The organism is Paenibacillus sp. P4_A9 (assembly GCF_056402415.1).
The window spans coordinates 1-26,218 of the sequence record NZ_JBFUHL010000007.1 but is presented as its reverse complement, the minus strand read 5'-3'; the positions used below and the strand labels follow the sequence as shown (position 1 = coordinate 26,218).

Here is a 26,218-nt window from a genome sequence, read left to right as displayed (position 1 = left end):
AGAGGATGCGAACCCATGAAATTATCTGCCGGCACGAATGCCGTAAAACGTAGATTTCGCTTTGACATTTGGGATGTGATGATTCACTCGGTATTGATTATTGCCTCCTTGGCGTGTACGCTGCCGTTCCTACATGTCGTCGCCAAATCCTTGAGCGATGACGCCTATGTAATCGCTAACAAGGTGTATCTCTGGCCTGCCGGCTTCACTATTGGGGCCTACGAGAAAATCTTTGCTGACGATAGTATCCTAAGATCCCTTTACGTTTCCGTCCTCGTTACTGTGCTGTTCACGATTCTGGGGATGATCGTTACGATTTGTGCGGCCTATCCGTTATCGCGCAAGCAGCTGAAAGGCCGTAGGCTGCTGACCTTTATCTTTGTGTTCACCATGTACTTCCATGGCGGGATTATTCCCGATTACATGTTGATGAACAGCCTGGGGATGTTGGACAGTATATGGTCACTCGTATTGCCGCTATCGTTCAGCGCATTCAATTTGCTGATTTTGAGGAGCTCCATCTCGAGCAGTATTCCGGTTAGCTTGGAGGAGTCGGCAAGAATTGACGGAGCTGGACACTTCCGAATTCTATTGAATATTGTCCTCCCGCTCTGCAAGCCGATTTTGGCAACATTATCCCTCTTCTACGCGGTAGGTCGTTGGAATGCTTATCAAGATGCTCTGTTCTACATTAAACAGAATACCGACCTGCGGCCGTTACAGTTAAAACTCTATTATCTGGTTATCCAGGCGACCGAAAGCTTTCAACTTGAGAGCACCCAAGTGGAGCTTAGCAATCCTGAGGTGCTCAAGGCCTCGGTCGTTGTCTTCGCGACATTGCCGATCGTCTGTGTCTATCCGTTTATCCAGAAGTATTTTGTTCGAGGAACGATGCTTGGGGCCGTTAAGGAATAACTTTAAAGCGGCGTTGGCATAGATACTAATTTGATATTGGAGGAAATACGATGAGCATGAAGAAATGGGCCCCTGTGATTTTGGCCTCCGTGATGAGTACTGGTCTTTTGGCGGGCTGCAATGATAACGGCAGCGGGAGCACAACGTCACCATCCACGGCCAGCTCGGCTAGTCCAAGTGCGAGCGCAAGCACCAGCTTGCTTGATTCTTCGAATCGCTTCGCACAGACGGTCAACCTCGATATTCCAGTGTATGATCGTGCGTTCGAGGGGTGGAACGTAGCCGACAACTATTACACGCGATGGATCCAGAAGGAATTCGGCGAGAAACACAATGTCAAAGTCAATTTCGTGCCGATTTCGCGCAGTAACGAAGTGAGGGATTTCGAGCAGATGCTGTCAGCCGGCAAGGCACCGGATATGATCTTCCATTATGACATGCCTCAGGCGCTTACATACTATTCCGAAGAGGTCTTGCAGCCGCTCAAACTGGACGAAGTTGCCAAGTATGCCCCGACCTACTGGAAGAACATGAGCAAGACGGTTGAACAATATGGTGTAGTGGACAAGAAGAATATGTTCATCTTCGCTAAGCGTCCTAACTATAACAACTTTGTGAGTCTCATCCGGAAAGACTGGGTCGAGAAGGTCGGCATGAAGGTAGAAGATCTGACGTCTTTGGAGAAATACAACGAGATGCTCGTGAAATGGAAGGCAGCGGGACTCGGTGTATCAGGCGGAGCCTTAACCCGGAATGTGTTCAATTACAGCTATGCCTTCCGCGATTGGCCGATTGATCCGAAGTACCGCGCGCTTAATTCCGATCTTGCGGTTGCGGATTTCACCACCGCCGATACGGAGCGTTGGCTGAAGAATTTAAACTATCAATATAACAACGGATTGATTGACAAGGAGTTTTATCTGCGCGACGACGACAACAAGATCAAGGCCGAGTTCGTGGCAGGCAGGACCGGTACCTATGGACTTTATCTTGCCAGCAATACGGACTTATTCGCCGCTACGTTGAAGAACAATCCGCAAGCCCAATTTGCCGTGATCCCTCCGGAAGCCGGCGTACCTCAAGGACGCAAGCCGCAGGGCCGCGCCGACTGGCCGTTTGGGTTCATCATGGGCATTAACCACAAATCAACCGAACAAGAACGGGTTGCCGTGTGGTTGTATCTTGAGTGGATGAGCCAGCCGAAGAACTTGTTCTACCTGCAGAACGGGGTCGAAGGTCAGAACTATACCCTCGATGCCGATGGCCTGCCGAAGAAAGTTGCGGATTTCAAAGGCGAATCAAAGCTTTCCAACAACAACAATAAGGATTACTGGGGGCTAGTGACCGAAATCGCGGAATTCTCCACACCAGATTTGACAACCAAGGCGAACCTGCGCAATTGGACGGTTCCTGGACAGGAGCCATTGACTGAACAGCTGATGAAAAATTGGAACGCTACCGCAGAATATCGTACGCCGGATGCTTTGTTCTCCGTTGTACTCAAGAATGTAACCGAGCATAAAGCGGACCTGAATGCCCTCTTCCAGGAGCTCTACCTGAAGATTGTTATGTCTCCTCCAGATCAGTTTGATAAGCTGTATGCGGATGCCAAGAAGAAGTTCCTTCAGGCAGGCTATCAAGAGATTCTGGATGAGAAGCAAAAAGCGATCGACGCGGGTCAATTCCGTTAATCGCGATAACCGTATCTAAACTTTTAAGTGCCCCTGCCGTTAGCGGGGGCTCTAGTTTATGGAGGGCAATATGAAACTGAAACTAGATGCAACAGCGAGCGATTTGCAACAGATTGCCGGTCGTGTGGCGGACTATACTTTTGGGATGGATCTGACGTGGGATTGGCCAGGAGGCGTTGCGTTCTACGGCGTCAGCCGATTGTTCGAAGTGACGGGCGAACGCGCCTATCTGGAACGGATGGTGGCGTGGTGCGACGAGTATATCGATGCTGGAATTCCGGGTTGGACGGTAAACACGTGCGCCATGGGGCACATGCTGCTAACCCTCTATGATCAAACAAACGATCAGAGATACCTCGATCTCATCCTCAGCAAGGTGGACTATCTGGAAAACAAGGCACTGCGTTTCGGGGACCGGGTGCTTCAGCATACGGTGTCTTCTAAAAACGATTTTCCGGAGCAATGCTGGGCGGATACGTTATTTATGGCGGCCTATTTTCTGTTGCGCGTCGGCGTCAAGCTGAAGGAAAAGCGATTGATCGACGATGCACTGCATCAGTTCTTCTGGCATATCAACTATTTACAGGATGAGGAAAATGGGCTATGGTACCACGGCTATAATCATATCAACAAGGATCACATGTCCGGGATTCACTGGGCGCGCGCCAATGCTTGGGCGGCCTATACGATGTCTCGTGCGGCAAGGTCGGTGCCGGAAGGCTATCTGTATCCCCCGATGATGCATATCTGGAGTTCATTGCGCGACCAGCTTGCAGCAATCAAAAAGCTGCAGAAGGAAGACGGCCTCTGGGGCACTGTGCTCGATTACCCAGATGCTTACGGCGAGGTTTCGGCGACTGCGGGCATCGCCGCCTCGATGGTGATGCAAGGCAATCCGCTGCATGCGAAGTACGTTCGGAAGGCCTTAGATGGCATACTGGCCAATATAACCGAAAACGGGCGGGTCATGCACGTATCCGGTGGGACGGCCGTCATGAACGATATCGAAGGGTATCTCCGCATTGACCGTAAATGGGCGCAAGGCTGGGGACAAGGGCTCGCGCTCGCGTTCCTTGCAGCCGTCATCGAGAGGGCCGAGAAAGAGGAAGAAGTTGGAGCGGTTCGGGATTGAATATAAGCGAACTAGCGTTGATTTCCGACATCAAATGGCGTCTAAGTAGTGATATGAATGGTCCTTACTATCATCAGCTAGTTACGATGGTGTTTGTAATGTATAGAAACGGGATGAGGGATTGCTTCGGCAGTCTCTTTTTTCTCTTTTATGTGCCTTTCGTGTAAAGATAGTTGTTAAGTAGGTGATCTCATGTATCGAAATAGCATGGATTCAGAAGTATGGTGAAAATTAAGAATTTGATAGCTTCTTGAAGACATTGGAAGTTACAATGAATAATAAAGCGTTCTTGCACGCTTCTAGAAAAAATGGAAATTGAAACCTGATAGAGGGGGAAAACATCAGTCATGAGTGGAAAAAATAAGAGCGCTCTCATACATGCGGATGTACTAGTTGCTGGAGGCGGAATCTCAGGCGTAGTAGCCGCCATTGCGGCTGCCCGGAACGGTGCGAAAGTTATTCTTTGTCAGGATCGATCCGTTCTAGGCGGTAATGCCTCTTCTGAAATTCGGATGCACATCGTTGGGGCCGCACATTCAAAGCGAGGGACGGCCTTAGAGACGGAAGCCAGGGAAGGCGGCATTCTGGAAGAAATTCTTCTTGAATGTGCTGTTCGCAATCCACAGCGAAGCGCTTCTATGCTTGATCTCCTTTTATATGAAAAATGCCGTGCAGAAGAGAACCTGACACTGATGCTGAATACAACGATTATCGGCGTACGAATGGACGGGAATCGGATTGTGTCGGCGCTAGCTACAAGAGAAAGTACAGAACATGGCTTCGAAATATTCGCGGACATCTTCATGGACTGTACGGGAGACGGTCGTCTCGGGAAAGAGGCGGGCGCGTTATTTACGACAGGCAGGGAGTCTTCCCAGCAATATGGGGAAACTTTTGCAGGCAAGGAATCCGATACCTATCGTCTTGGTTCTTCACTTCTTTTCACAGCTCGAAATATGGGGAAACCGATGAAGTTTATACGGCCTGTATGGGCGAAGCAGTATACAGAAGAAGATTTGAAATACCGCAACCATGCCTCATGGGAATACGGGTATTGGTGGGTGGAGTTTGGCGGATTATTGGATACGATCTCAGATAACGAAATGATCCGCGATGAGCTCTTAGCCATCATGATGGGCGTCTGGGATCATATTAAAAATAGCGGTAACCATCCGGAGTCCGAGAACTGGGCGCTTGATTGGTTCGGCTTCGTGCCCGGCAAGCGGGAGTCTCGTCGTTTTATCGGCAAACATATACTGACGCAAGGGGATTTGGAAAATGCCGTCCATTTCGAGGATGTCATCGCCTATGGCGGGTGGCCGATGGATACACATCCACCGCAAGGGATAGAGGCCAAAGAGGTCGATCCCTGCCATCAACCGCATACCAACAATGTGTATGGCATACCGCTAAGAGCAATGATTAGCGCTAATGTGGCGAATTTAATGTTTGTAGGGCGTAATATTTCAGCTACGCATATTGCCTTCTCAAGCACAAGGGTCATGGCAACCTGTGGTGTGATGGGGCAAGGCGCTGGCACATTTGCGGCACTTGCGATAAAGGAAGGTCTTCCGCTTGATCAGGCGTATCAAAACAACAATTTAATCCTGAATACACAACAGCAATTAATCAAACAGGATGCGTTTCTTCCTGGCATTCCGAGCAGTGACAATTTGGCAAGCCAAGCGGTTGTTCGAGCTTCATCGGAACAGCCAGAGGGGCTAGCTTCGAATATTATTGATGGATACACACGCTCGATGCATGGAACTAACGGCGTCAGGCTGGACTTAGTCCTTCCCGGTTCACACAGGTGGATGTCGCAGCCTAAAGACCAGATCCCTTGGGTTGAGCTGGAATGGGAAACACCTATATCAATAAGCGAAATAACGGTGGTTTTAGATACAGGCATGCATCGAAGACTGACACTGACACACGAGGATAATCTGCACAAAAGAAACGAATGGGGACCACAACCGGAAACCTTGAAGGATTTCCGTGTGATTGCTTATTTTGCCAATACGTTCGAAGTCGGTCGTCAAGTGATGGACATCCAGGATAACTACCAACGGCAGCTTACAGCTCATGTGCAATTGGAAAACGTGTGTAGGTTACGTTTGGAAGTCCTAAGCACCAATGGGCTCGATCATGCGAGAGTTTTTGAGATCAGATGTCATTAATGATGGTGAAAATTTGGAAAATATATCTTATCCTTGCATAAATTTCATGGGATCGACAAACAATTGAATACAATTGGAATATTGTATGATATTGAGGAGGATCCCCAGTGTTAAATTGGCTTGAAGTTGTTTTACGAACATTATTAGCGGTTGTCGTATTGTTCTTTATGACAAAGCTGTTGGGTAAAAGACAAATATCTCAACTTTCCTTCTTCGAATACATAACCGGCATTACAATTGGGAGCCTTGCGGCTTACATATCGTTGGATTTGGATTCGAATTGGTATCTAGGTTTAGTATCCTTAACCGTTTGGATCGCATGCTCGTTAGGAATTGAATTTTTGCAGTTAAAAAGTAAAAAGATGCGCGATCTCATTGATAGTAAAGGTACGGTGCTGATTAGGGACGGAAAGATTTTAGAAGATAATTTAAAGAAAGAACGTCTCACCACCGATGAACTCATGGAGCAATTGCGCAAAAGATCTGCATTTAAAGTAGCCGATGTTGAATTTGCAATCATGGAACCAAGCGGCGAAATTAATGTATTATTAACGCGTGCAAACCAACCGCTGACTCCCAATCTTCTGGGGATTAAAGTTGCGCCCGAGAAGGAGCCCCAAGCGGTTATCATGGACGGGGAAATCATGGATGAAGCTTTAGCGACGATCGGTTTTAGCCGGGGATGGTTGAAAACCGAGTTAGATAAAATCGGTGTTACGATTGAAAATGTATTTCTAGGTCAAGTGGATTCATACGGCCAATTGTTTGTGGATCTGTTCGACGACAAGATCATGGTACCTGTGCCGCAGGAGAAAGCAACGCTATTTGCGACATTAAAGCAATGCGAGGGCGATCTGATGTTGTATGGACTGACCACGAATAATAAAAAGGCGAAAGAGATGTACGAGCACTGCTCGAAGCAAATGGAGGAAATCATCGCGCAATTGAAGCCCGTGCTTAAGCGTTGATGCGAATAGTTGCGAACACGACGATGCATCTGTAAAAGATGCTGAAACTGGGCATTAAGCCATCTTGACAGCTTGCGAACCAGCGTGTGAAAATAAGATTAAGCAAGATTAGGCAAAAACATAATAACGATAAAGTGAGTGATCGCGATGATGGATCGGCTGGAGCTTGATACCGGACAATCGCATACAACCCTCTTTTTTAAAAAGGGACCGTATGGAAGTTAACAACTTCCGTACGGTCCCTTTCTTTTGGTAAAGCGAGAAAGGAAAGGAGTCTGAGTTGACATGGCGATGGTATATAAACAGCAGGAAAACAGCCTAGAAGCGACTCCGGTTGTATTAGACGGGGAGCAATTGATACCTGAGTTAGTAGCGGCGGTTGTTTATGACAATGTGCCGGTAGAACTAGATGAACAGGCACTTAGGCGTGTGGTCGAGTGCCGCAAAATGGTGGAGGAACTGGTCGCTGCTGGCAAAGTGGTATACGGGGTCACGACAGGGTTCGGAAAATTTAGCGACGTACCTATTTCACCGCAAGACGCTGTACAGCTGCAGGTTAACCTGATCCGCAGCCATGCCTGCGCTGTCGGCAGACCGCTGCCGGAACCGACGGTTCGTGCTTTGATGCTGCTGCGTGCAAACGCGCTGGCCAAAGGATATTCCGGCATCCGCCCGGAGACGCTGCAGCTATTGATCGACTGCATCAATTGTGGCGTCCATCCGATCGTGCCGGAACAAGGCTCGCTCGGCGCTAGCGGAGACTTGGCTCCGCTGTCACATTTGGCGCTGGTGCTGATGGGCGAGGGTGAGGCCTTTTACCAAGGTGAACGCTTACCAGGTGAGAAAGCGCTTGCAAATGCAGGGCTCAAACCGATTACCTTGCAGGCGAAAGAGGGGCTAGCTCTGATTAACGGTACCCAGATTATGACGTCCATCGGTACTTTAACTTTAATAAAATCACTACGTCTTGCGAAAATCGCCGATGTGATCGCATCACTGACAGTGGAATGCTTGCGAGGCATTCCGGATGCTTTTGCGGAAGAGGTGCATCAGGTACGCCCTTATCCTGAACAGGTTGGCGTAGCGAAGAACCTGTACACTCTGCTGAATGGCAGCAAGTTGACGACACGCCAAGGCGAACTTCGCGTACAGGACGCATACTCGCTGCGCTGTCTGCCACAAGTGCATGGTGCGACACGCCAAGTTCTTGCCTATGTGCAGGATAAGATTGCCATTGAGATTAACTCCGCGACCGACAATCCGTTGATATTCGTGGATAAAGGTCTTGTCATCTCCGGCGGTAATTTCCATGGGCAGCCGATCGCGTTCGCCATGGATTTTCTAAAAATCGGCATGAGCGAGCTTGCGAACATTTCGGAACGTCGTACCGAACGACTGGTCAATCCAGCGCTATCTGGGGGACTACCTGCTTTTTTGAGCCATAACCCAGGGGTGGGTTCAGGCTTGATGATCACGCAATATGTAAGCGCATCGCTCGTTTCGGAAAATAAAGTGCTGGCTCATCCGTCCAGTGTAGACTCGATCCCGTCTTCGGCGAATCAAGAGGACCATGTGTCCATGGGAACCACAGCAGCACGCCATGCTGTGCTGGTCATCGACAACGTGTCCAAGGTGCTGGCGATCGAGTTGATTTGTGCAGCTGAAGCTGCCGAATTTGTTGGGGCTGAAGGTCTCGCCCCGGCGACGCGGGTTCTGTACGATAAGCTGCGGGCGCTCGTTCCCCCAGTTGTGGAAGACCGTTCTATTTCCCGTGATATCGAAAACGTGGCGACTGCATTGCTGGAAGGCGAATGGCTGCAAGCGGTTGAGGGTGTGTCGGGAAAGCTATTTTAGCTACTTGTGTACGTTACTACGCTTGGAGTTACTCGAAATAATAATTTTTTCAGGAGGAACAATCCGATGACAATGACAAACTCGACTAAGTCCAAACGAGAAATTCGTGCCCCTCGCGGTACAGAACTTTCCTGCAAAGGCTGGGTACAGGAAGCTGCCATGCGCATGCTAATGAACAATCTTGACCCGGATGTCGCAGAACGTCCGGAAGATCTCGTCGTCTACGGCGGTATTGGCAAAGCGGCTCGCAACTGGCCTTCATTCGATGCCATTGTCCGCGAATTGCAGCGGTTGGAAAGCGATGAAACGCTGCTGATTCAATCCGGCAAGCCGGTCGGCGTTTTCAAAACCCATGAACGTGCACCGCGTGTGCTGCTCTCAAACTCTGTTCTCGTGCCAAAATGGGCGAATTGGGAGCATTTCCGTGAGCTGGAGCAAAAAGGGCTGATGATGTACGGACAAATGACTGCTGGCAGCTGGATTTACATTGGGACGCAAGGCATTTTACAAGGCACGTATGAAACCTTTGCCGAAGCTGCCCGCCAACATACAAATAGCTCACTCAAAGGGACTTTGACGTTGACCGCGGGCCTTGGCGGCATGGGTGGTGCACAGCCGTTAGCGGTCACCATGAATGAGGGCGTCGTCATTGCCGTCGAAGTTGACCGAACTCGCATTGAGCGCCGAATTCAAACTCGTTATTGTGATGTGCTTGCTGAAACGCTGGATGAAGCACTGCTGCTGGCAGGTAAAGCTATGGAAGAGAATAAAGCGCTAGCCATCGGCCTACTGGGCAACGCATCAGAAATATATCCGGAAATTGTGCGACGCGGGATCAAGCCGCATTTCGTTACGGACCAAACGTCGGCTCATGATCCGCTGATCGGCTATATCCCAGCGGGCTTTACGTTGGAGGGAGCATCCGAACTGCGTGAGACGGATCCTGAACAATATGTGAAGCTTTCCAAAAGCAGCATAGCAACCCATGTGCAAGCGATGCTCGACCTGCAGCAACTGGGCTCCGTCGTATTCGATTATGGCAACAATATTCGTCAAGTCGCCTTCGACCAAGGTGTAACAAACGCTTTCGATTTCCCAGGCTTCGTCCCAGCCTATATCCGTCCGCTTTTTTGCGAAGGCAAAGGACCTTTCCGCTGGGTAGCGCTCTCTGGCGATCCGGAAGACATTCGCAAAACAGACGAACTTGTGATGAAGCTGTTCCCGGAAAATACTCACCTGCATCGCTGGATTACGATGGCGAGTGAGCGTGTCGCGTTCCAAGGTCTCCCGGCGCGTATTTGCTGGCTTGGCTTTGGGGAACGCGAAAAATTCGGTCTCGCGTTGAACGAAATGGTGAGAAATGGCGAGTTGAAAGCGCCGATTGTTATCGGTCGCGATCACTTAGATTGTGGCTCTGTGGCGTCGCCAAACCGTGAAACAGAAGCGATGAAAGACGGTTCCGATGCTGTTGGCGACTGGGCGATCTTGAATGCGCTGATCAACACATCAGCAGGGGCATCTTGGGTTTCTATCCATCATGGCGGCGGCGTAGGCATGGGCTACTCGCTTCACGCAGGGATGGTAGTGGTAGCAGATGGGACGGATGCGGCAGATGAGCGCCTCCGCAGTGTGCTGACCTCTGATCCCGGCATGGGGGTTATCCGCCATGTGGATGCAGGCTATGACGAAGCGATTGAGACAGCGGAAAAGCATGGCATTCGCATCCCAATGCGTGAGCAGGGACAGTGAAGGGGGAGTGAGGAGATGGAACGGATTGATTTGCTCGTTACGGGGATTGGCCGTTTGGTCACGCCTCCGGGGAATGTACCGCGCTGCGGGCAACAAATGAAGGAAGTACATGAGATCACGGATGCAGCGATAGCTATTCGCGCAGGTAGAATCACCTCATTTGGTCCAGTCCAAGAAGTACTGGACCTCCTAGTAGACGTCGAAGTTGTAGAGACCATCGACGTTGGCGGACGTATGGTTACGCCAGGGCTGGTCGATCCGCACACTCATCTCGTTCACGGCGGTTCCCGTGAGCATGAGCTGGCGCTGAAGCGGTCCGGCGTCTCATATTTGAACATTTTGGCGCAGGGCGGTGGCATTCTTAGCACGGTGAAAAGTACACGGGCCGCCAGTGAGCAGGACCTTTATACTAAGGCGCGTCGAAGCCTGAACGAGATGCTGTTGCATGGTGTCACGACGGTTGAGGCGAAAAGCGGATATGGTCTTACCTTGGAAGACGAATTGAAACAATTACGTGTGGCGAAACTTTTAAACGATACCCACCCGCTCGATATTGTCTCTACGTTTATGGGTGCACATGCGGTGCCACCAGAGTATAAAGGGCGTGCTGAGGAATTTGTAGATCTCATCGTCCATGAGATGCTTCCCAAGGTGGCTGAAGAGGGGCTTGCGGAGTTTTGCGACGTGTTTTGTGAGCAGGGTGTTTTTTCCGTCGAACAGTCACGCCGTATTCTGCTGAAAGGTAAACAGTGCAATTTGCTTCCGAAAATACACGCAGACGAAATAGAACCGCTTGGCGGAGCGGAGCTGGCGGGAGAAATCGGTGCAATTTCCGCTGAGCATTTGCTGGCAGCGACCGATAAAGGCTTGGCTGCAATGGCCGAACGAGGCGTGATTCCAGTGCTGTTACCAGGCACTTCGTTTAACCTTGGCCTGGCCAAACATGCGCGTGCACGCGACATGATCGACACCTATGAACTGCCGGTGGCCCTTTCAACGGACTATAACCCAGGCTCCTGTCCGACCGAGTCGATTCAGCTAATCATGATGCTGGCGTCTCTGAACTTGAAGATGACGCCGGAAGAGATTCTGACCGCATGCACAATCAACGCGGCGAACGCGCTGGGACGAGGGGATGATATTGGTTCGATCGCGGTGGGGAAGCGTGCGGATTTAACGATATTTGATGCGCCGAATCTCGCTTATTTGCCGTATCATTTCGGTATTAACCATACGTTTGGTGTTATCAAAAGCGGAAACGTGACCGTATGGAACCGTTCCATCGTGACTGGAGAAGCAAATAAGGAGGGGGCTGCGCTATGAGCCACGAGATCCCATTTCTCAAACCGCCTGATCAAGCTGCGTTCAGAGATCATATGGAAACCAAGGTTGCCCACTGGATTCACCAGTGGGACGGTCAAGAACAATTGCTTGCAGGCATTATCGGCATCCCGTTGTCTAAGCCGTCGATCTCGCATTCAGGCGCTTCGACTACGCCGGCGGCGGTTCGTACGGCGTTCAAGTCGTTTACTACATACTCTATGGAGTATGGTGTTGACCTGCAAGAGTTAGCTGTTCGTGACCTCGGCGATATCCAAATGCATGTGACGGACATCGCCGAATGCCACCGCCGCATCGAGGAAAGTTTGCGCGCGCTATATAACGATCAGCCGGGCTTGATCCCGATCATCTTTGGTGGTGATCATTCGACGAGCTGCCCGTCGATCAAGGCCTTCGTCGACCGCCATCCTGGTCAAAAAGTGGGTATCCTTCATTTTGATGCCCATCATGATGTTCGTAATTTTGAGGACGGTGGCGTCACCAACGGAACGCCGTTCCGCGGCATCCTCGAATCGGGTGTGGTTCAGGGACATCACATCGTACAAATCGGTATTCGAGGCTTCATGAATTCGAAGCCGTACCATGACTACGTGAAGAGTAAAGGCGTACATGTCTATACGGCACGTGATATTCGGCGGATGGGCATGGATGCTGTGCTCGACCAGGCGCTTTTGCTTGCGGGAAATGGCACGGATGTGCTGTATGTAAGTTTTGACGTTGACGTTATCGATCAGGCCTATGCACCGGGATGCCCGGCGATCGGTACCGGCGGGATGAATCCGTGGGATGCGCTGGATGCCCTCTACCGTCTAGGTTCGCTGCCGCAGGTGCAAGGGCTGGACTTCGTCTGCATTGATCCGACCGTCGATGTGCGTAATGTAACCTCGCGTTTAGCGGTACAGTTCATGCTCAGCTTCTTGGCAGGGCTCGCAGCGCGCACGAAATAATGAAGAATATTGAGTGCCCCCCCCTATTAAAAAGGGCCGAAAATCCGCATTTAGGGTTTTCAGCTCTTTTCTATTTGAGCTAAACCACTTATAGTAGATAGACAGAATATTCTCGTTATATACAGCAACCCTCATGTGAGAACATAAAACGATGATGTCTTTCGAATTATTTGTAAACGCTATCATCGGGAGAGTGATTGGATGAAATTTCGCGGGATTACCCTCGTCGTATCCCTATGTATGTGGTTAACGGCTTGTCAGACGCAGAACGAAACGAATGTTATCAAAGTGCAACCAACGGAGCAAACACTTTCATGGGTTCACCATTTTGATGAGGAAGGCGCTCGCAGATGGATCGATTTGGGTACGCAGCTGTTCACTGAGAAACATCCTTCATATTCATTCGCTATTACGGGTGTTGATGGTGGCAACTATTTGAGCTTGCTTCGTACATGGGCGATATCGGGCAATATGCCGGATATGTACATGATTGATAATTTGGACACGGCGAAGGATTTTATTGGGACAGGCTACGCAATGGATTTAAGTAATCAGCCATTCCTCACTAACATTGATGAGCGTTACCTTAGTGGTGTGAAGTCAGCCGATGGGCGAGTTTGGGCGCTGCCGATCGATGTGAATGGTGTTGGTGTTATTTACAATAAAGAGGCATTTGCTAAGGCCGGTATTAAGGAACCGCCGAAGACGTGGCAACAATTCATAGAAGCCTGTAAAGCTCTGCAAAAAGTGGGGATCATTCCGATCGCCGCGGGCTATAAGGATGCTTGGACAATCAGTTGGGACATCGCGGCAGATCTTTTGGCGAATCAGCATGCCTGGAATCCCTCATGGATTGCGGATATTGAAGCAGGCAAAACAACCTTTGCTGCTGACCAGATTCATTTCAAAGACATTTTGCAACGCTTTGGTGAACGCTTGAATTATGTCAATCCACGACCGTTTGATACGGACTGGAACCAAGCGCAATCGCTGCTTGCGGAAGGGCGAGCCGGGATGATTATTAATGGGACTTGGACGATTGATGGGGTGAAATCCAAAAATCCATCCAGCAATTTGGGATTATTCGCATTCCCTTATTCGGCCGACCCGAACAAGGCGATCTTCGGATTAAAATCGACAGGCGGCATTGTTGTCAATCCCAAATCCCCTCATAAGGAAGCCGCCTTACGAACATTGGAGCTATTTGCTACGCAGCAAATGGGCGACATTTTCCAAACAAGAAAGAAAGCACTATCTGTCATTAAAGGCTTACCGAAAGACTTTGATCCCACCTATGTCGACTTAGACACAACCTATATTCAAACAGGTAAAACGTACGATTGGTCGAGTTTGTCCATCGATTTCGTCAATCAAGATTTGCAGAAGCTGTATCTCAATGCCATTACGAAATTCGTCATTGATCGGGCTCACAATGTGGACCAAACGGTGCAAGAGCTGGATAAAGCATTTAATCAAATTCGTACACTCTCCAAATGAGAAGTGGTAAGGAGTAGGCATGAATGGTGGGTATTCCGTCGGTATTTGAACGGATCAGAGATTTTCGAATTCGTACGAAGCTATTCCTTTCCAATATGGTTCTCATTTTATTTATCTCCACCACTATCGGCGGGGCTGCGATCTATGCGTCAACCCAGTTCATTGAAGCGAATACCAAGGATCTGTCCATGCAAGTGATCCACCAGGTATCAGACAATATTGAAAGCAAAGCGAAGGAAGCCTTCACGTCCTCCGTTTATGTCCTCAGTGATACGAGTATTCGGCAAATTATGGCTGAACAAGGGGAGCAAGTAACGAGCGATAATTACCCTGCTTTCCGAAGTCGCATGTCATTTCTCCTGGCGCAATATGGCAATAGTAATCCCTATTTGAATGCCATTATGATTCAAACGAGCAAAGGACAATTATATTGGTGGGAAAATAAAAAGGGACTGGAACATACACTGGGTCAACAGGATGTTTCCTCCATGACGGTAAGCGGGAAAGACTATCTGCAATCGCAACATCTTAGTGTTGGATGGTCAGCTTCTTTGCGGAATCAAAAAGAAGTGTTCCTAGTCCGAGATTTCATTGATGTGAACCAAATCGATCGCAGCTTAGGTACAATTATTTTCAGTATTGATGCTAGCTATTTTCTATCACTTGGCAGTGGGAGTTCTATCATTCAGCAGAATAATGTCGCAATTCTTAACCCATTCAACGAATTGCTGGTAGGCGGGGGCACTCCTGAATCAGACAGGCTCATCAAGAAAAGTATTCATAATGAACTGAGTGAACAAGATGAGGCCATGGCCACTGTGGAATTTGCAGGCGCTGATAGCCATTTATTCGTGCAAGAACGAACACCAACCTTGGGATGGCGGGTACTTTGCTTTATTCCGATGTCTGTTTTGTTGTCAGGTACACAAGTATTAGTTTTCGTTATCATCCTTGTTTCATTAGTAGCTGTATTGATCTCAACGATTTTCGCTGCCATACTGTCCAACTCTGCTGCGCGGAATATCAAAATTCTGGAGCAGACGATGCGACGCGTAGAAGATGGCAATTTTGACGTGAGAGTAATGCCATTAGGGAAAGATGAAATCGGCAGTCTAGCGATCCGGTTTAATTTCATGCTCGGTCGGATCAATGAGCTCATAAATACCGTGTACAAGGAGCAAATCGCCAAGCAGCAAGCGGAATTCACCGTATTAAGAAGTCAGATTAATCCTCATTTTCTTTATAACACCCTTGGCACGGTGAAATGGTACGCTCGGATGAACGAACAGCCGGAGATCGAGCGAATGGTTACTGCAGTCATCGACCTATTGAAATCTTCCGTGCGGCGCGTGGGTGAATTTCAAAGCCTAGCTCAAGAAATCACGCAGTTGAAGAACTATGTGTTTATTCAGAAGATTGGCTATGGGGATGCCTTTGAAATCACGTATGAGGTGGATGAGCAGTGGATGACGAGTGAGGTGCCCTATTTCATCCTGCAGCCTTTGGTTGAAAATGCGATTCTTCACGGGATCGAAATGTCCAAAGGGCAGGGTCTCATTCGGGTAAGCGCACAGGTTGATGAGCAGGTCTTAACACTGATCGTAGAAGATAATGGCAAAGGCATGAATGAGGCAGCAGCCTCGAGTCTTGTGAAAATGGCCTCACAGAAAGAATCAGTCCCTGGTGTGACAGGCATTGGTATTCACAATGTGCATGAGCGGATTCAGCTTTATTATGGTCAGTCCTATGGACTTAGCTACGAGAGTGCGATAGGCGTGGGCACCAAAGCGATTGTACGTATTCCCTATAAAATAAATCGACAGAGGTGGGCTGAACATGCTGAAAGCCATGATCGTTGAGGACAATGCGATCTACCGATATGCGATTAAATCGATTATTCGATGGGAAGATTACGGTTTCCAAATTGTGAGCGAAGCATTGAATGGCGTGCATGCCCTTGATTTATTACAGCAGCAGCCTGTTGATTTGATTCTGACAGATATTTCGATGCCTGAGATGAATGGGATTGAGTTGATTCAGAAGGTGAAGCAAGACGATGTTTCGATCAAAATCGTAGCGCTAAGCTCCTTCGATGATTTCCGTTTCGTTAAGGAGGCTTTAAAGCTAGGTGCTGAGGATTACTTGCTTAAGCATGACTTGGAGCCTGAATCCTTGCAGCAATTGCTTCATCAAATGAATACGAAAATTGAAGCGGATCAACATCAGAAGCGACAAGCAAATATTCGAGATGCGAACCTGCAAGAAATGTGGCATTTACTCGGACGTAAACTCCTCTTCGGGGAACTAAAGACAGTTGAGGAGATGGAGGAGCAAGCAAAGGCGATTCAATTTCCGATGTCCAAAGGACCAACAGCCGTAATCCTCATCGAAGGTGAGTGCAACAAAAGTGGTGGCAATGGCACCTTCTTCTCACAACTAGAAGGTACCCATGTACGCGTTCCCATTTCAGACAATAGATCCGTTATCATGACGTATATGCCAAATGAAAAAAGTGAGCGGGCGTGCAACGAAGAATTGCTGCGACAAGCAGACTTGTTCATGAAGGAAAGTGGAGGAAATTCTACCCTGACCGTTGGACTCAGTTCGATCGGGTATGGTTTAAAGGATTGGCCGATGCTGTATAAGCAAGCTGAAGCTGCCCTTGAACGATCGATTTATGAAGGGACAGGTCAAGTCTATGCCTACGCCAGTAAGAAGTCCACAGCAACAGAGGGTAAAGAGATTTCGATGAAAGCCTTATCGACGGCCATCCAAAACGGACAATTCTCTGAAGTAGATATGCAAACGGAACTTTTCTTTGACCTTTTATTGGAAAGAAAGCCCCCATTAGCGGAAGTAAAAAGCTATCTCCATGAGTTGGCCATCCTGGCGAAAGCAACAGCAATCGGAAGAGGTACGTTTACGCCTAGCGCGGAGGTGACCTTTCGACAATTGAATATTTTACTTGAACCCATGCCTTCCTTTCACCACTGGCAACCCTTATTCCGGGATTGGATGAAAGAGATGATATGTGAATCGAAGGGGCATGTACCATTTCGCAAGGAAATTCAAACTGCCATTGCCTATATGGAAGAGCACTACGCCGAGGATATTACGGTAGCTCTGTTGGCAGAAAACCTTCAACTTAGCGCTAACTATCTATCCAATTTGTTTAAAAGTGAGACAGGGCTAAGATTCGTTGAATATTTGAATCGCTGTAGAATTCGTAAGGCGAAATTGCTGCTTCAGGATGCTTCTCTGAAGGTTTATGAAGTAGCTGAGAAAACAGGCTTTCAAGAGACCTCCTATTTCTGTAAGGTGTTTAAAGAGCTTGAAGGGAAAACAGTCAAAGAATTTCGATGTGAGTCTTAATATTAAAGTGAAATAACTCGTGAGTTCTGTGATTTATATAAGAAATCAGTAAAATATAGAAGGCATGGGGCTGTGAATTGCGTTATAATTCACAGCTTTTTGCTATGCATGGAAGTCAGAAACATCTTAGTTTTCTTATATATTTAGAAGTTTCCTTCAATGAAAGCGCTTTATAAATCATCTATACTGACTTTAGGGACAACAGTTATACATGACGGGCGAATGAAACGGGTTTCATAATATCTGTCAGAGAGATGAACTGAGGGGGTTAACCATTGCAGGGATCCATTAGCCAAGAACAAATCATTCAATTATCGCCCGAAGCGATGCGAATAGATGGCCAATCAACAATCATACTCTGTGCTTCTTTATTCTACTTTCGACTCCCTCGCGCAGTATGGACAGAGCGATTACGTAAAGTGAAGGCCATTGGTTATAACGCAATTGATGTGTATTTTCCTTGGAATCATCATGAGGTTKAAGAAGGGGATTGGGATTTCAGCGGAGGGAAGGATGTCGCGTATTTTCTTCAGGAGGCTTCCGCAGCTGGCTTATGGGTTATTGCAAGACCAGGACCCTATATTTGCTCAGAGTGGGATGGGGGCGCATTGCCTGCCTACTTATTCGTCAATGAAAATCTGCGACTGAGGGATAATGACCCTCATTTCTTGCAGCATGTGTCTAGATGGTATGCGCAAATTCTACCAATCCTTCAGAAATATGAGCTTGGGCAGAACGGTTCAATCATCGCTGTTCAATTGGAGAATGAGCTCGATTTCTACCCATGTGAGGACCCAAAAGGCTACATATCAGCATTGAGAGATATGGCCCTTCAATCTGGCATCAAGGTCCCGCTGATTGCATGTGCGGGTCAAGGCGGATTGTTTCAGGCAACCGGGGATGCGGACGGTGTTGTGCCAACCTGTAATTTTTACCCGAATGACCGTGATCCGGTCTTTGAAGAGAAAGTGCTCAGTTACAGAGAAGAATTATCGCGCAGGGGCTATCCCTTACTGGTAACTGAGACGAATCGTTCTCACTTTCTTCTCCGAAGACTTTTATCAGCAGGCGCGAAGCTGCTTGGTCCTTATTTGCAAGCTTCAGGAACGAATTTCGGCTTTACGAATGCGGCCAATAATTGGGGCAACCCTTTATCTTTTCTCACATCGGATTACGATTTCCATGGCATGATTACGCCGGAAGGGCACATACGTGAAGAAGCATACGAAGGCAGATTGCTGCATCATGTGATTCAAACCTATGGGTCATCTTTGGCAGAAGCATCGCCAACGGAAGGAGTAACGAGTCGACTAAGTTTAAAACAAGGTGGAGAGCTCTTATTTTTATTAAATGTCGTTACAGGTCAGTGTCCGATCTTGCCACTGAAAATACCGTTACGAACATGGGGAATAGAAGGGGGCGGCCAACTCGATTATGCAACGGCAGAGCTGATTCAGGTGAAGCAGCTTGCGGATGGGCAGCGCACTCTCCTCATTTTTCATACAGAGGGAGTAGGGGAATTACGTTTCTCCTTCGAGTCGGAGATTGACATACAGAACGCAACGATGGAGGTTCATGCCCCTATTCGTGAGCATCAAATTACCTTATCCTTTCAAGCTGCGGTCAACGATGCTAGTGCCAGTATTCACCTAGCAGATGGGCGAATTCTCGAAATCGTCGGTATCAGTCGCGCTCGTGCACTGCTGTTGGAAGGTGTCGATGAAGCAGGCAACCTGCAAATTGGAATACCAGTGGTGCGAACCACAGAAAGCCGAGTCATGGACTCGACTTGGATGCATAGCAGCGTTGACCCGATCATTGCCCTTGCAAGTGATGCAATATCGATTGGAGATTGCGCTGATTATTTAGAAAAACACGGGATCTATCGCGGGTTTGCTTGGTATCAAGCGCAATTACCGCTTCAGCGAGATTATCAAGGCCTTATTGTACAACGTGCTAGTGATGTGATTTCACTCTATTCGGGCGAAGCCTATTTGGGGACAGTAACGCCCGGCGGTACAAGCTGCATGCTGCCAATCCCTCCGAATATTCACATAAGCTCTGAACTCACAGCTCGCGCGGAAATTTGGGGACATACGAATTTCCACGATACGACGCTTCCCGGACTACATTTGAACAGTCTGAAGGGACTTACCGGCATCGTTGGGGTCACTTCGGAACGGGATTTAATCCAGAACTGGCGATGCAAGCACATGAAATCGACAGAGGACAAGGACGATTACGCTGCCACAGATTTGGATGATGGCCAGTGGCCAATTGGGAGCCTTGGAGGCTGGTTATCTGCGGAGCAGCCTTCACACCACTGCTATCGGAAGCAGGTGAAGCTGTCGGACACAGCCGATTCGTTCATCCTGCATACGCCGGGTAACTTCACACAAGCTTATGCTTATGTTAATGGTCATTCACTTGGTCAAGTGAATCCACATGATCCTTTTCTCGAACTGACACCTTATGTAGAAGCAGGCGAAACAGCGGTAATCACGCTATTTTTAGATAAAACGTATATCTCTTTGAACGGTCAAATCAAGCTGTACGAAGGAATGTCTGCGAAGAAGTGGACGGTAACGGGTTGTCAGGAACAAGGTTTATTGCAACATGCGCAGATGGCGCATTCAGAAGCGCAACCTGTCACAGATGCCATAGCGATGAAGCCCGGGGCAGTCTCATGGCTCTACAGCAAGCTTACAGATCGGAATGAGGGATTAGGCTGGCGTGTTTACGTCAAAGGCCGTGATATGAAGCTGACAGTGTTCTTCAATGGTCATTTGGTGGGGAGATTATGGACCCAAGGTGGTGCAAATAGGCCAGTTTTCCGTGGCGGCAGCGATGAATCATTTTATGTTCCTGGTGCTTGGTTTCATGAACAGGAAGCGGGGAATGACCTTGTTATTATGCTGGAAGCGGTAGCTTTGAATGAGGATGCGATATTGGAGCCGTTGCGTTTCCAACCCGTATCCGAGAATTAATTGAAGGAGGCGTGCGCATGAAAACCGCCAACACAACACAAGCGGTAAAGGATGTACCCTTGGTTCTCAAGAAGCGTGCGACACCGATGCGTAGATTTTTTAGATTTTGGACACACCGCACCTTAGTACTTATGTGCGTGCCTGCGATTCTTTTTTTCTTAGTGATGTCGTATCTGCCCATGCCTGGCCTATATCTTGCCTTCATCAACTATAACTACTCGGCCGGGATCTTCGGCAGTCAGTTCGTTGGGTTTGACAATTTTAAATTTCTGGTTACCTCAGGCGCGCTCTGGAAGCTAACGTCTAATACCATTGCGTATAATCTGGCTTTCATCCTATTTGGAAATATCCTGCAGATCGGTATTGCAGTATTACTGAATGAGCTTCGTAAAAAGTGGTTCAAGAAAGTCACGCAATCCATGATGTTCCTGCCTTTTTTCATCTCATTCGTCCTTGTCGGCCTCATTGCGTATAACATTCTTAGCTACGATTATGGGATGTTGAACGGCATTCTCAAATCAATCGGTTGGGACCCCGTGAAGACGTACTCTAACCCAACGATATGGCCCCTTATCATTGTCATTACGTATTTGTGGCACTCCACCGGCTACGGCTCCATTGTCTATTTCGCCGCCATTATGGGGCTAGACTCCGAAATCGTGGAAGCCGCAGAAATTGATGGTGCTAATGCCGTGCAGCGTATTCGCTTCATCGTACTGCCTTGGCTGAAGCCGACATTCATCATCTTATTGCTCTTCTCCTTGGGCGGTATCCTTCGCGGGAACTTCGGATTGTTCTACAACTTAGTTGGCGCCAATAACACCGCACTCTTCGAAGCGACAGATATTATTGAAACCTTCGTGTTCCGATCCTTAATGAACAACTTCAATTTCTCATTAGGAAGCGCGGTCAGTTTATATCAATCCGTATTTGGCTTCTTCATTGTCATCACAGCGAATTGGCTTGTGAAGAAGGCTTCGCCTGATAATACACTGTTTTAATTGAAATAGCCTTCATCTAACTTGATCGATTAGGAGGGACACCCAGTGGAGCAAGTCATCGCTCGTCAGAGGGGGAGAGATTTCTCGTCCGTCGCCATACGACTATTCGGCTACATCTTTATCGGGTTTTTCGCGCTATGCTGCCTAGTGCCGTTTCTACTCGTCCTTGGAACCTCATTCACGGCAGAGAAGTCGATTACCTTACATGGTTATAATTTATGGCCAAGAGAATTCAGTACGTTTGCTTATAAAATCGTGTTCGAGAATCCTGGCATGATTGTTGGTTCCTATGGGGTAACGATGGGGATCACGATTGTTGGAACAACCATCGGACTATTCATTGTTGCCATGACTGGATATTCCTTGCAGCGCCCAGACTTTCCTTATCGGAATCGGATTTCCTTCTTCATCTACTTTACTACGTTGTTCCAAGGCGGGGTCGTCCCTTTCTACTTAATTATGACCCAATGGCTGCACCTCAAGGATAATTATTTAGCGGTTCTGCTGCCAGGATTGATGAGCCCTTTCCTCATTATTATGATGAAAAGCTTCGTCACATCGATTCCTCATGCGATTACAGAGTCCGCCAAAATGGATGGAGCCGGCGATTTCAGAATCTTTTCAAGGCTGATCTTGCCTATGACGACACCAGCTTTGGCGACAATCGGCTTATTCATTGCCCTCGGGTATTGGAATGAATGGTATAATGCCATGCTCTTCCTTTCACCAGATTTGAAATATAGGCCCTTACAATTATTTCTCTATAATGTGGTTACCAGTGCGGACTTTATCAAGAATTCGTCGGTTTCCTCCAACGTACAACCCCGAGATATGCCGATGGAGTCTATGAAAATGGCGACAGCTGTCGTAGCAACCGGCCCCGTCATCCTGTTCTTCCCGATGATTCAGAAATATTTTATCCAAGGTATCACCGTTGGTGCTGTTAAAGGCTGACGTCAAAGCATAGATCAAATTATTGATGGGGAGGCAATTCCATGTTAAAGAGAAATCAGAAAGTGCTTAGTGTCGCACTCGCAGCAACGCTCGCAGTAAGTTTGACAGCTTGTACGAGTTCAAGCAATCCCAATTCGACAGCGGCTTCAACGGCAGCAGGTGGTAAAATCGATACTTCTGAGTTCCAAACGATTTCTTATGTCATGTTAGGCGACAAGCCGAAAAATGGGCAGTTTGAGAAAGTAATGGAAAAGCTGAACGCCCTTCTGAAACAAAAGGTCAATGCGAATTTGGACATCAAATGGGTGGAGTGGGCAGATTGGCAAACGAAGTATAATCTATTGCTGGCTTCTGGCGAGCCTGTTGATTTGATTACGGTAGCAACAGACTGGCTGGATACGTGGCAAAATGCGCAAAAAGGCGCCTTCATGCCGATGGATAAGCTCCTGCCAACCTATGCGCCGATCACGTGGAAGGAAGTACCCGCAGAGAACTGGGCAGAGACGAAATACAAGAATCAGATCATGCTAATCCCCGAAGATCACTATACACAATGGGTAAATCACGGCTTCCAGTATCGGGGAGATTGGGCGAAGGAATTCGGTATTACGTCGCCAATCACGGATTGGAAGACTTTAGAGAAATATTTGCAAGGCGTCAAGGATAAGAAGCCAGGCGTTATTCCTTGGGATACGAATGGGACATCAGGCGGAAATATTGGCGGCTACATCAATTCCTACACGGACGCGATTGAGCTCCCAATTAATACAGGTTTATTCGCATTAGTCTATGGCAAATCCTTTAACGATAAGTATAAAGCGTATAGCCCTTTCCTCGATGATACGTTCGTTGATTTTGCTAAAATGATGAAAAGCTGGGGCGACAAAGGCTTCTGGCGCGAGGATGTCTTGAACTACAAAGGCGACAACCGTTCGTTGCTCGAAGCGGGGAAAACGTCCGTGGATCAGCATCATACGCAAACCTACCTCGGCGAGCGCATCAAAATGGATAAGCTGCAGCCAGGTTCAGATCTGCAATTCTTCCCTTTCTCAGCGACCAAAAATAATCTAGTCTCGATGTCGATCACACATGGCGGTACCTCTCTTGGTGCGAAAAGTAAGCATCCAGAGCGCGCATTGATGGTTTATGATTTGATTCGCCAAGACCCTGAAATCTATAAACTGATGAACTATGGACTCGAAGGCGTACAGTATGTTGTGAAAGATGGCAAACGCTTCCGTCCTGATGGTTACGATGTCCAGAGAGATGACTTCTACTCTAACTTCTGGGGTGGTCGTATCGATAAGAATGAAATTCCGAATGGCGAAGACTGGGCTGGGAAAGGCAATTTATATGCCTCTTACGATAAGATCAAGAAAGCCTATCCTTACGGCCGATTTGTATTCGACAAAGCCAACGTCACGAATGAGTTAACGGCAATTACACAGGTAGTGGGATCCAAGGGACCTGCGATCCTCTACGGTAAAGCGGGTGACCCTGTGAAAGCAGTAGAAGATTTCAGAGCGAGTTTGAAATCTGCCGGTTTTGACAAAGTTATGGCGGAAATACAGAAGCAATTGGACGAATTCAAAAAAATGGTAGAAAGCACGAAATAAGGATGTATCCTATCGAAGGTCTGTTTCAGAACAGGCCTTCGATCTTTCGCTTTTCATTTTGACGTAACGGAGAGTGAGCTCCTGGAAACCATTACAGTCTACGATATTGCTAGGGAAGCGAACGTTTCCGTCGCGACGGTTTCTCGCGTTCTCAATGATACGGCACCCGTTCGGACCTCGACCAGGCAGAAGATTATGGCTATCATCGAAAAGCATAAGTTTCAGCCCAACGCTTTAGCGCGCAGTCTTGTGAATAAGAAGACYGGAATGATAGGCGTATTATTTCCGGATAGCAGCAACATGTTTTTCCCAGAGGTGTTCGGAGGGGCAGAGAGAGCTGCGCAAAAGCTGGGTTACACCCTTTTTCTATGCAATACCTTCAGTGATTGCAGCAGAGAATCCGAATATTTAAATTTGCTATGTGAAAGGCAGGTGGATGGGCTTATTATCATGGGCGGCCGTATTAATGCACGTCATTGCCCGGAGGACCTTGTACAGGAAGTAGTGGATATTCAGAAGAGGATTCCCATTGTGCTCATTAATGGCACTCTGCCAGGACATCCGTGTCATCGTGTGAAAACGGACGAATTCATGGGCACACAGCTGATTGTTCAGCATTTGATTGATCGTGGACATCGGCGGATTGGTTTCTTGGGCGGATGCGCAGAAACCACAACGACGATGGAGAAGCTGCAAGCTTACCGGCGTACACTTGAGGCGAATCATCTCTCTTTTCGCAAGGAGTGGGTACGCTTAGGGGATTTCTCTATGTCATGCGGGGGGAAACTCATGGATGCCGTCTTTGAGCTGCCGAATCGGCCTACAGCTATATTTTGCATAAACGATTATGTAGCCATAGGTGCGATGAAAGTGGCGATCGCTCGCGGGATGCGAATCCCAGAGGACATCGCAATTGCTGGATTTGATGATACGCAATTGTCATCGGCGATGAATCCGGAGCTAACGACAGTCTCGCAGCATAGTGAACAACTGGGTAAGCAGGCGATCGCCATTTTATCCAAATTGATTCAGAAAGAAAAGGTGAAGAAGCTGACAGTTCTGACGCCTAATCTCATCATTAGGCAAAGTACGCAATGAGAAGGAGGGAAGAAATCATGAAACTTTTTGGAAGTTAAGCAGTAGTCAAGGAATACGCCAAGGGTGTCCCTCAGTCATTTTTATGACTTTGGGGACACCCTTTTTGCGCGTTACATCAGGTCATTTCTCCTATATTGTCCTGGCGTTTCACCCGTAATTTTCTTAAATGCGTTTGAGAAATGAGGGGCGTCGGTAAACCCGCAAAATTGTGCTACCTCTTCCATTGAGTAGGCGCCTTGTTTTATAAGTTCTTGAGCATGCTGAATACGCAAATGCAGGAAATATTGATGAGGAGCAACACCAAACTTCTCTTTGAAAAGAGCAGAGAACCTTGATGGTGAGAGCCTTGCTCTTTTTGCCATATCATCGAGCGATAACGATTCTGAAATATGATTATACAAGTACGAAGTGATCCAGTTTAAGGATTGTGGCTTAAACGATTTATCTTCTTGATTCAGATCGCTAAATTGTTTCAATAACTCAAGGACGACTTCCGTAATCAAATGATTCGCTTCCAAATGACTGATCACGTCGCCATTTTGCCAAAGTCCAACTATTTTTATTAAGGTTTCTTTTTGAACAGAGCGAGAAAGCCTAAATTTCACGGGTATCRATATGTTTACAAAGTCGTTCAATCGTGGCTGCATAAGATGCTTGTACTCAGATAGATCAATTTGTCCTGGTTTAGTTGGAAAACTTTGATCCCGGGTCGAATTGTAGAAAAGATCAAAATGAACAAATGGTGTAATGGTTCGCGTAATTCCCTTTAGTGAGCATATTGAACCTGGTTGTATGAGACAAAATTCACCTTCCTGAAATTCTGTCAATTTACCGTCAATATCGAATTGACAGCTTCCTTCCTGAATGTAAATAAGTAAATAATCCAACAGTTTTCGATTAGGCACGATCCATCCAGAAG

General features: G+C 47.8%; 19 protein-coding genes. 18 read left to right on the top strand and 1 reads right to left on the bottom strand.

Annotation, left to right across the window (positions count from 1 at the left end; all coding sequences use genetic code 11):
- Window positions 1–15 precede the first annotated feature (15 nt).
- The 18 genes from AC1DVJ_RS08145 (at window position 16) to AC1DVJ_RS08060 (ending at window position 25,299) form a co-directional block, all read left to right on the top strand.
- Window positions 16–915 carry a carbohydrate ABC transporter permease gene (locus AC1DVJ_RS08145; protein WP_477589763.1) on the top strand — a complete coding sequence of 300 codons (900 nt, stop codon included), beginning with the start codon at window positions 16–18 and terminating at the stop codon, window positions 913–915.
- A 50-nt stretch (window positions 916–965) separates the two neighbouring features.
- Entirely contained in the window at window positions 966–2,606 is a 1,641-nt protein-coding gene (locus AC1DVJ_RS08140; protein WP_477589761.1) for an extracellular solute-binding protein, read from the top strand.
- 70 nt (window positions 2,607–2,676) lie between these two features.
- On the top strand, window positions 2,677–3,738 hold the full coding sequence (locus AC1DVJ_RS08135; protein WP_477589759.1) for a glycoside hydrolase family 88/105 protein: 1,062 nt from the start codon (window positions 2,677–2,679) through the stop codon (window positions 3,736–3,738).
- The gene (locus AC1DVJ_RS08130) at window positions 3,735–3,905 is read left to right on the top strand and encodes a hypothetical protein (RefSeq protein ID WP_477589757.1); all 171 of its coding nucleotides are present in this window, start codon (window positions 3,735–3,737) and stop codon (window positions 3,903–3,905) included. The genes AC1DVJ_RS08135 and AC1DVJ_RS08130 overlap by 4 nt, the downstream gene beginning before the upstream one ends.
- A 180-nt stretch (window positions 3,906–4,085) precedes the next feature.
- On the top strand, window positions 4,086–5,915 hold the full coding sequence (locus AC1DVJ_RS08125) for an FAD-dependent oxidoreductase (RefSeq protein ID WP_477589755.1): 1,830 nt from the start codon (window positions 4,086–4,088) through the stop codon (window positions 5,913–5,915).
- A gap of 107 nt (window positions 5,916–6,022) precedes the next feature.
- Window positions 6,023–6,883, top strand: a complete 861-nt coding sequence (locus AC1DVJ_RS08120; RefSeq protein WP_477589753.1) for a DUF421 domain-containing protein — start codon at window positions 6,023–6,025, stop codon at window positions 6,881–6,883.
- Window positions 6,884–7,174: 291 nt separating this feature from the next.
- Entirely contained in the window at window positions 7,175–8,737 is a 1,563-nt protein-coding gene (hutH, locus tag AC1DVJ_RS08115; RefSeq protein WP_477589926.1) for a histidine ammonia-lyase, read from the top strand.
- A gap of 66 nt (window positions 8,738–8,803) precedes the next feature.
- On the top strand, window positions 8,804–10,486 hold the full coding sequence (gene hutU, locus AC1DVJ_RS08110) for a urocanate hydratase (protein ID WP_477589752.1): 1,683 nt from the start codon (window positions 8,804–8,806) through the stop codon (window positions 10,484–10,486).
- Between the two features lie 15 nt (window positions 10,487–10,501).
- Entirely contained in the window at window positions 10,502–11,809 is a 1,308-nt protein-coding gene (gene hutI / locus AC1DVJ_RS08105; RefSeq protein ID WP_477589751.1) for an imidazolonepropionase, read from the top strand.
- Window positions 11,806–12,774 (top strand): formimidoylglutamase, encoded by a 969-nt coding sequence (hutG, locus tag AC1DVJ_RS08100; protein WP_477589749.1) that lies wholly within the window; start codon window positions 11,806–11,808, stop codon window positions 12,772–12,774. The genes hutI and hutG overlap by 4 nt, the downstream gene beginning before the upstream one ends.
- Window positions 12,775–12,975: 201 nt before the next feature.
- A complete protein-coding gene (locus AC1DVJ_RS08095) occupies window positions 12,976–14,271 on the top strand; it encodes an ABC transporter substrate-binding protein (RefSeq protein ID WP_477589747.1) in 1,296 nt (431 codons plus the stop codon).
- Between the two features lie 23 nt (window positions 14,272–14,294).
- Complete coding sequence (locus tag AC1DVJ_RS08090) at window positions 14,295–16,130, top strand: sensor histidine kinase (RefSeq protein ID WP_477589745.1); 1,836 nt, start codon at window positions 14,295–14,297, stop codon at window positions 16,128–16,130.
- Window positions 16,108–17,643, top strand: a complete 1,536-nt coding sequence (locus tag AC1DVJ_RS08085) for a response regulator (protein ID WP_477589744.1) — start codon at window positions 16,108–16,110, stop codon at window positions 17,641–17,643. Before AC1DVJ_RS08090 ends, AC1DVJ_RS08085 begins: the two co-directional genes overlap by 23 nt.
- 275 nt (window positions 17,644–17,918) lie before the next feature.
- Window positions 17,919–20,630 carry a beta-galactosidase gene (locus AC1DVJ_RS08080; protein ID WP_477589743.1) on the top strand — a complete coding sequence of 904 codons (2,712 nt, stop codon included), beginning with the start codon at window positions 17,919–17,921 and terminating at the stop codon, window positions 20,628–20,630.
- Between the two features lie 86 nt (window positions 20,631–20,716).
- On the top strand, window positions 20,717–21,631 hold the full coding sequence (locus tag AC1DVJ_RS08075) for an ABC transporter permease (protein ID WP_477589925.1): 915 nt from the start codon (window positions 20,717–20,719) through the stop codon (window positions 21,629–21,631).
- A gap of 45 nt (window positions 21,632–21,676) precedes the next feature.
- A complete protein-coding gene (locus AC1DVJ_RS08070) occupies window positions 21,677–22,585 on the top strand; it encodes a carbohydrate ABC transporter permease (RefSeq protein ID WP_477589742.1) in 909 nt (302 codons plus the stop codon).
- 41 nt (window positions 22,586–22,626) lie between these two features.
- Window positions 22,627–24,201, top strand: coding sequence for a DUF3502 domain-containing protein (locus AC1DVJ_RS08065; protein WP_477589740.1), 1,575 nt, complete (start codon window positions 22,627–22,629; stop codon window positions 24,199–24,201).
- 81 nt (window positions 24,202–24,282) lie between these two features.
- Complete coding sequence (locus tag AC1DVJ_RS08060) at window positions 24,283–25,299, top strand: LacI family DNA-binding transcriptional regulator (RefSeq protein ID WP_477589923.1); 1,017 nt, start codon at window positions 24,283–24,285, stop codon at window positions 25,297–25,299.
- Window positions 25,300–25,409: 110 nt separating this feature from the next.
- On the opposite strand, the gene AC1DVJ_RS08055 is transcribed toward AC1DVJ_RS08060, so the two are convergent.
- Window positions 25,410–26,218, bottom strand: an 809-nt coding sequence (locus AC1DVJ_RS08055) for a helix-turn-helix domain-containing protein (protein ID WP_477589738.1), incomplete at its 5' end; no start/stop codon positions are given.